The 7,795-nt window shown below is 65.7% G+C and carries 9 protein-coding genes; all 9 read right to left on the bottom strand.

Going from position 1 to position 7,795, the window contains the following annotated elements:
• The coding region (locus P24_RS08125) for a biotin/lipoyl-containing protein (RefSeq protein WP_008944225.1) at nucleotides 1-857 on the bottom strand (857 nt) is incomplete at its 3' end.
• A complete protein-coding gene (locus P24_RS08120) occupies nucleotides 835-1,620 on the bottom strand; it encodes an enoyl-CoA hydratase/isomerase family protein (RefSeq protein ID WP_008944224.1) in 786 nt (261 codons plus the stop codon). The genes P24_RS08120 and P24_RS08125, both read right to left, overlap by 23 nt.
• A gap of 23 nt (nucleotides 1,621-1,643) precedes the next feature.
• Nucleotides 1,644-2,618, bottom strand: a complete 975-nt coding sequence (locus tag P24_RS08115) for an alpha-ketoacid dehydrogenase subunit beta (RefSeq protein WP_008944223.1) — start codon at nucleotides 2,616-2,618, stop codon at nucleotides 1,644-1,646.
• Between the two features lie 2 nt (nucleotides 2,619-2,620).
• Nucleotides 2,621-3,562 carry a thiamine pyrophosphate-dependent dehydrogenase E1 component subunit alpha gene (locus P24_RS08110; RefSeq protein WP_008944222.1) on the bottom strand — a complete coding sequence of 314 codons (942 nt, stop codon included), beginning with the start codon at nucleotides 3,560-3,562 and terminating at the stop codon, nucleotides 2,621-2,623.
• A 46-nt stretch (nucleotides 3,563-3,608) separates the two neighbouring features.
• Nucleotides 3,609-4,322: an ABC transporter ATP-binding protein gene (locus P24_RS08105; RefSeq protein WP_008944221.1), complete on the bottom strand. Its 714-nt coding sequence runs from the start codon at nucleotides 4,320-4,322 to the stop codon at nucleotides 3,609-3,611.
• Nucleotides 4,323-4,324: 2 nt separating this feature from the next.
• Nucleotides 4,325-5,092, bottom strand: coding sequence for an ABC transporter ATP-binding protein (locus P24_RS08100; RefSeq protein ID WP_008944220.1), 768 nt, complete (start codon nucleotides 5,090-5,092; stop codon nucleotides 4,325-4,327).
• A gap of 5 nt (nucleotides 5,093-5,097) precedes the next feature.
• Nucleotides 5,098-5,886, bottom strand: a complete 789-nt coding sequence (locus P24_RS08095) for an SDR family NAD(P)-dependent oxidoreductase (protein ID WP_008944219.1) — start codon at nucleotides 5,884-5,886, stop codon at nucleotides 5,098-5,100.
• The gene (locus P24_RS08090; protein ID WP_008944218.1) at nucleotides 5,883-6,863 is read right to left on the bottom strand and encodes a branched-chain amino acid ABC transporter permease; all 981 of its coding nucleotides are present in this window, start codon (nucleotides 6,861-6,863) and stop codon (nucleotides 5,883-5,885) included. Before P24_RS08090 ends, P24_RS08095 begins: the two co-directional genes overlap by 4 nt.
• The gene (locus tag P24_RS08085; RefSeq protein WP_008944217.1) at nucleotides 6,863-7,765 is read right to left on the bottom strand and encodes a branched-chain amino acid ABC transporter permease; all 903 of its coding nucleotides are present in this window, start codon (nucleotides 7,763-7,765) and stop codon (nucleotides 6,863-6,865) included. Before P24_RS08085 ends, P24_RS08090 begins: the two co-directional genes overlap by 1 nt.
• Between the last annotated feature and the right edge of the window lie 30 nt (nucleotides 7,766-7,795).

Below are 7,795 nucleotides of genomic sequence, written 5' to 3'. Positions count from 1 at the left end.
CCCCCCAGCCGGTCGAGCGGCAGCCGCCCGACATCGCGCAGGATGGGGATGAACAGCCCCTCCTCGCTGTTCACCACCATGCCGACATCGGTGGTGGTGAAGGCGATATGGGCGTCATGATCCCAGATACGGTTGGCCCGCGGCACGGTGAGCAGCGCCCGACCGGCCGCCTTCAGCACCATGTCGTTGACGCTGATCTTCCGTCCGCCGGCAGCGTTCAGCTGCGCGCGCAGTTCCAGCAGCGCGCCGACATCGGCGGTGCGGACGATCTGGAAGTCCGGTATTTCGCGCCTGGCCGTCACGACCCGGCGCACCATGGACAAATATTTGGCGGAGAGCGCGATACGCTCGCCCTCGGCAGAGGGCGGAGAGGATGGAACCGCTTTGGCCGCCGCCGTGACATCGGCAGCCTTGATGCGCCCATCCGGCCCGCTGCCGGCAATGGCGTGGAGATCGACGCCCTGCGCCTTGGCGATGCGGCGGGCCAGCGGCGTCGCCCGTACCCGCTCACCAGCCGAGGCCGGCACCGGAACCGGTTTCGGCGCTTCCATAGCAGGCTCGGGCGCATCTGGCGCCTCGGCGATGAACCCTTTCCCGGTCCAGCGCGCGACGGCGGTGCCGACCGGCACGGTCTCGCCGGTCTGGACCAGAATCTCGGCAATCGTGCCGGCGCTGGGGGCTTCGACCTCATTGGCGATCTTGTCGGTCTCGACGACGAAGATCACCGCCCCCGCCGACACGCTGTCGCCGGGCTTTACCTTCCATTCAGCCAGCACGCCTTCCGTCATGGTGAGGCCCAGCTTCGGCATCACCAGATCGGTCAGCGCCTGGCCCTTATTTGCCGGTGAAGACGGCATTCCGCTTCTCCAAGAAGGCTGTGCATCCCTCATGCGCATCGGCGCTGTCGAAGATCAGGCTGGCCATCGCCTGCTCATGCGCCAGCGCCGAGGGCAGCGGCATATCGGCACCGTCGCGGATGGTGCGCTTCATCACCTTCAGGATCAGCGGCGATTTATGGGCAATACGCTCGGCCAACTCCATCACCTCCGCCATCAGCCGGTCCTTCGGCACGATACGGTTGATCAGGCCGAAGCTGAGCGCCTCCGCCGCCGTGATATGGGCGCCGGCAAACATCAGCTCCTTCGCCTTGCACAGCGGGATCTGGCGGATCATGCGCTGCGTACCGCCGGCACCGGGAATCAGCCCCAGCGTGATTTCCGGCAGGCCGACCTTCGCGGTTTCGGCGGCGATGCGGATGTCGAGCGACAGCAGCAGCTCGGTCCCGCCGCCCAGCGCCCAGCCGTTGACGGCGGCGATGGTCGGCTTGTCGGACAGCTCGAACCGTCGGAAGACGCGGTGGATCACCTCGGCAAACTCGATGTAGTGGTCCAGCGCCTGCCGGGAATTCATGTCGGCAATGTCACCCCCGGCCACGAAGGCCTTCTCGCCTGCGCCGGTGACGACGATGACGCGTACATCCTTGTTCTTCTCCATCCCGTCCAGCGCCTGTTCCAGCGCCAGCACGGTCGGCACGTCGAGCGCGTTCATCACCTCCGGCCTATTCACGGTGATGATGCCGATTGCCCCCTTCACTTCGGTCAGGACTGTCTGCTCGCTCATCGGGAATGTTCCTCGTTACGGTTTCAGGCCAGGGTCTTGCGGACGGCATCGGCGATTCGGCCGGCATCCGGCAGATAGCCCTGCTCCAGGGTCTTGGCGAACGGCACGGGCATGAAGGGCGCGCCGACACGGACAATCGGGCCGTCCAGCTCGTCGAAGCCGATATCGGCCATGCGGGCGGCGATCTCCGCGCCGATGCCGAAGGCCTCCACCGCCTCATGCGCGACCACCAGCCGGTGGGTGCGCGACAGGGACTCCAGTACCGCCGCCTCGTCCCAGGGCTGCAGCGAGCGCAGGTCCAGCACCTCGGCCTCCACCCCCTCGCCCGCCAGCGTGTCGGCGGCGTCCAGCGCGGTGTAGAGCGCCGCCCCATAGGTCACGATGGTTGCGTCCCGGCCGGGCCGGGCGATGCGGGCCTTGCCAATCTCCACGACAGGCAGATCGTCTGGCACATCCTCCTTGCGGGCATAGAGCGCCTTGTTCTCCACCATGATTACCGGATCGGGATCATCGATGGCGGCGCGCATCAGCCCATAGGCATCTGCGACGCTGGCCGGGCACACCACTTTCAGACCGGGGATATGCGCGAACCATGCCTCCAGGCATTGCGAATGCTGCGGCCCGGCGGAGACGCCGCCGCCATGCGGCAGGCGCACCACCATCGGCACGCTGCCCTGACCACCGAACATGAAACGCGCCTTGGCCGCCTGGTTGACGATGGCATCCATCGCGATGGCGACGAAATCCATGAACATGATCTCGACCACCGGCTTCAGCCCGGTCATCGCCGCGCCCACGGCGGCGCCAACAATGGTGGCTTCCGAGATCGGCGTGTCGCGCACACGGTCCTCGCCATAGGCTTCCAGCAAGCCGCGCGTCACGCCGAAGGGACCGCCAGCCGCCGCGATATCTTCGCCGAAGACGATGACAGACGGGTCTTCCGCCATGGCGTCGGACAGGGCCTGGTTCAGCGCACGGACGTAGCGAAGCTCTGCCATCGCTACACTCCCGCCGGGGTATAGACATCGGCCTGCGCCGCCACGAATTCCGGCAGGGGGGCGGCGCGCGCTGCCTCGGTCGCGGCGTCGATCTCGGCCATCACCTCGGTCTCCAGTGCCGCCAGCACGGCCTCGGACACGCCCAGCAGCGACAGGCGGGACTCCGCGCGCGGCAGCGGGTCGATCTTGTCGCGGTCCTTCAATTCGGCCGGGTCGCGGTATTTCTGCGCATCGCCCTCGTAATGGCCGCGCACCCGCTGGGTGATGCATTCCAGCACACGCGGCCCGCCACCCTTGCGGATTTCGGAGACCAGCCGGCCCGCCGTTTCGGCGACGATCTCGACATCATTGCCGTCGATGGTCTCGGCCGGGATGCCGAAGGCGTCGGCCAGCTTGGCCAGCGGGGCGACGAACTGCTTCGAGGTCGGGGAGAATTCCGACCAGCCATTATTCTCGCACACGAACAGCACCGGCAGCTGCCACAGGGCGGACAGGTTCAGGCTCTCATGCAGCACGCCTTCGGCCAGCGCGCCATCGCCGAAGAAGACCACGCCGACGCCGCCGGTCTTGCGCACCTGATGGGCCAGCGCACTGCCGACGGCGATCGGCATGCCGGCGCCGACGATACCGTTCGCGCCCAGCATGCCGGCCGACATGTCGGCGACATGCATCGAGCCGCCCCGCCCCTTGCACACGCCGGTCTCCCTTCCCATCACTTCCTGGAAAAAGCCGTTCAGTTCGACGCCCTTGGCCAAGGCGTGGCCGTGGCCGCGATGGGTCGAGGCGATGGTGTCCTTGCGCTCCAGCACCGATCCCAGCCCGGCGGCAATCGCCTCCTGCCCGATGGAGAGATGGATGAAGCCCGGCACCTCGCCATCGGCGAAAAGCTGGGACAGCCTCTCCTCGGTGCGCCGGATCAGCAGCATCTGCCGGTACAGCGCCAACAGCGCCTCCGGCGTGTTGCTGCCTTTCCGGGCCCCATTCCGGGCTTTAGATGGCGAGATAGCGCTGCTTGATGGCATCGTTCGCCCTCAACCCCTCGATTGTGTCGCGATAGACGATCTGCCCCTTATCGACCACGGTCGCATGAGTGGCGATGCCGAGGCAGAAATGCATGTTCTGTTCGGCCAGCAGGATGGTCGCCCCCATGTCCCGCAATCGCCGGATCAGATCGCCGATGGCCTGCACGATGATTGGCGCCAGCCCCTCGGACGGCTCGTCGAGCAGCAGGATTTCCGGGTTCCCCATCAGGGTGCGGGCGATGGTCAGCATCTGCTGCTCGCCGCCGGACAGGCGGCCGGCCATGCGGTGGCGCATGCCGGCGAGGATCGGGAACGCCTCATAGACCCGCTCCAGAGTCCAGTAATCCTCGCCATTCGGACCTTTCTTGGTGCCGATGACGAGATTGTCCTCGATGCTGTGTTCCGGGAACACTTGCCGGTCTTCCGGCACATAGCCGATGCCGGCCCGGGCGATGCGGTAGGGCTTGCGGCCCGAGACGGTCACGCCGGCCAGATTGATCTCGCCCCGGCGTGGCGGGGCAATGCCGGCGATGGCCTTGAAGGTCGTGCTCTTGCCCGCGCCGTTGCGGCCGAGCAGCGCCATGGTCTGGCCCTTCTCCACCGTCAGGTCGACACCGAACAATATCTGGCTGGCGCCATAGAAGACGTCGATGCCCTTCACCTCAAGCATGGCCTGGGTCATGGTCAGCCCTCCCCGGCAGAGACGGTGGCATCGTGATCGGTACCGAGATAGGCATCGATCACATCCGGGTTGCTGCGGATGTCATCCGGCGTGCCCTCGGCCAGGACGGCACCGTATTTCAGCACGCGGATGGTCTGAGCGATCTTGAAGACGATGCCCATGTCATGCTCGATGAACACCAGGGTCATCTTTTCCGCCTCCCACAGGCGATAGACCTTGTCGATCATCTGCCAGCGCTCCTCCGGCCCCATGCCCGCCGTCGGCTCGTCGAGCAGCAGCACTTTCGGGTCCATCGCCAGCGCCAGCGCAATATCGAGCAGCTTCTGGTCGCCATGCGACAGGCTGCGCGACAGCACATCGGCCTTCGCGGTCAGTTCCAGCAGCGCCATGATCTCTTCCACCCGGTCCGCCGCACTTTGCAGCGGGAAGCGGGTGAGCACCTGCGTCGATTGCCGGCGGTGCGAAATCACCGCCGCCATCAGGCTTTCCCGCAAGGTCAGGCTGGGGAAGATCGAGGCCACCTGGAAGGCGCGACCGATGCCCCGGCGTACGATCTCCAGGCTGGAGCGGCCGACCAGATCCTGGCCGTCGAACAGCACCCGCCCGCGATCCGGGCGGATATGGCCGGAGATCAGGTTGAAGAAGGTCGTCTTACCCGCGCCGTTCGGCCCGATGATCGCCGTCAGCGACCCGGTCGGGAAATCCAGCGAGACATCATTCATCGCCACGACGCCACCAAAGGCCTTGTAGAGATTCTCGACTTTCAGCATCGCCGCTAACCCCGCTTCGGCGGCACGCCGCCATAGGTGTGCCAGGGCGGGGCGACGAGCCAGCCGCCATCCACCGGCAGGGCGACGCCGGTGATGCCCGAGGCATCGTCCGAAGCGAGGAAACTGCACGCCTTGGCGATCTCCTCGGTGCGGATCAGCCGGCCAAAGGCAGAGTTCTCCTCCAGCGCCTTCGGATCGCGCTTGCCATCGTCGATGGCGGCCTGCAATGCCGGGGTCAGCACATAGCCGGGGGCGATGGCGTTCACCCGCACGCCGGAGCGGCCCCATTCGGTGGCCAGGGTCTGGGTGATCGACACCACCGCCGCCTTGGCCGGGGCATAGGCGTGCAGCGGCGCGGAGCGGAAGCTGGTGACCGAGGCGATGTTGATGATCGACCCGGCACCGCGCAACGCCATGCGCCGGCCGAAAGCGACATTGCTGACATAGACGCCGCGCTGGTCGACCGCGATGACCCGGTCCCAGATTTCCATCGACAGCTCTTCCGGCGGCAGCGGCGGTTGCAGCACGCCGGCGGAGGCTACGAGGATATCGGTCGGCCCCATCTCGCGGGCGACACGCTCGGCCAGCGCCTCGGTGTCGTCGACGCTGGTGACGTCCAGCCGGGCATGGATCGCGCCCTTCAGGCTGGCGGCGACCTGCTTCGCAAGAGCCTCGTTGATATCGGCAATCACCAGTCGGGCGCCGCGTGCGGCCAGATCACGCGCACAGGCCTCGCCAATGCCGCTGGCCCCGCCGGTGACGACGGCGACCCTGCCCTCGAGAGTGTGGCTCATCGACCGGTCTCCTTCTCAAGCTTCCTGGTCCGGCGATCCTGGAACCAGAGATAGACGAAATCGGCCAGGCCACGCCGCAGCCCCAGCACGAACACCAGGATGATGGCACCCAGCACCAGCCCGTGATGTTCGGTATAGATCGTTACGAAATGGTTCAGGGTCTGCAATAGGATGGCACCGACGAACGGGCCGAGGAAAAGCTGCGTGCCGCCCAGCATGATCATGACAATCGCCTCGCCGGACATCGTCCAGAAGGCGAATTCCGGATAGGCACCCGAGACGAACAGCGCCAGGATGATGCCGCCGACCGAGGCCATGGTGCCGGCGATGACGAAGATCGCCAGCTTCATGCGCACCACGTTCACGCCAAGGAAATTGGCGCGCTGCGGGTTGTCGCGGATCATCCGCAGCGTATAACCGAAGGGCGATTGCACGATCTGGCGCATGATCACCAGGCAGACGATGAACACCACGGTGCAGAAGATGTAGAGCGTCATGCTGTCGTTCAGGTCGACACCCAGGAAGACCGGGCGCGGGATGCCGCCCATTAGCCCCTGGTCGCCGCCGGTCAGCGACACCCAGGTCAGGATGATCGAGTGGATGAACATCTGGAAGGCGAGCGTAAGGAAGGCGAAATAGATCTCCTTCAACCGCACGCAGATCGCGCCGATCACCAGCGCCAGCAGCGCCGTGCCGCCCACCGCCGCCAGCATCGCCACCGGCAGGGAGACATTTCCCGACTGCATCAGCAGGCCGAAGATATAGGCGCCCGACGCGAAATAGGCGGCATGGCCAAAGGACACCAGACCAGTGAAGCCGACCAGCAGGTTCAGCGACATGGCCAGCAGGCCATAGGCGATGACATAGATCACGAAATCGCGCATCGCCGGATGCGGCACCAGGATCGGCAGCACCAGCAGCCCGGCCAGCAGCAAGCCGGCCCAGGCGAGGTCGCGCAGGGAAGATCGGCCCAGCATCACTGCACCGGCCGGCCGAACAGGCCACTCGGCTTCACGATCAGCACGAGGGCCATCACGGCAAACATCATGCCATCGACGAACAGCGGGAAACCCATCGACCCGAAGGACCGCGTCAGCCCGATCAGCAGGGCCGCGATGAAAGCGCCGACGATGGAACCCATGCCGCCGATCACGGTGACGATGAAGCTTTCGATCAGGATCGACAGCCCCATGCCCGGCGTCAGCGTGCGGATCGGCGCGGCCAGCGCGCCGGCGGTGCCGGCCAGCAGGCTGCCAATGCCGAAGACGAAGGCGTAGAGCAGCGTCGTGTTGATGCCCAAAGCGCTGACCATGGTCGGGTTGATCGCGGCGGCCCGCACCACCTTGCCGAAGCGCGTCTTGGCGATGCCGAGCCAGAGCACCAGCCCGACAACCGCCGAAATGCCGATCATGAAGACGTAATAGGACGGGATGTACCCGCCGGCGACCTGCAGCGGCGGCAAGGCGAAGGCATCCGGCATGCCCATAAGCTGGTATTCCGCGCCGTAGAGGATCTTCACCATGTCATCCAGGATCAGGATGAAGGCGTAGCAGACCAGAAGCTGCATCAGCACGTCGCGACCGTAGACCTTGCTCATGAACAGCCGCTCGAAGGCCATGCCGAAAATGCCGACGCCCAGCGCGCCGGACAGGATGGCCAGGGTGAAACTATCGGTCAGCTGATAGGCGCTGAAAGCGAAATACGCCCCGATCATATAGAAGGAGCCGTGCGCGAAATTGATGACGCCGAGCACGCCGAAGATCAGCGACAGGCCCGATGCCACCAGGAACAACAACATACCGATGATCAGCCCGGTCGAGACCTGCGTCACCGCGCAGGATATCGACGACAGGCAGCCCGCAAGCGCTTCCAGCTCCAAGGCCGTTCTCCCGTAAATTCCGTGGAAAAA

The organism is Oceanibaculum indicum P24 (assembly GCF_000299935.1).
GTDB lineage: Bacteria > Pseudomonadota > Alphaproteobacteria > Oceanibaculales > Oceanibaculaceae > Oceanibaculum > Oceanibaculum indicum.
The sequence above is the reverse complement of the archived record's forward strand: the minus strand, read 5'-3'. Positions and strand labels throughout refer to the sequence as shown.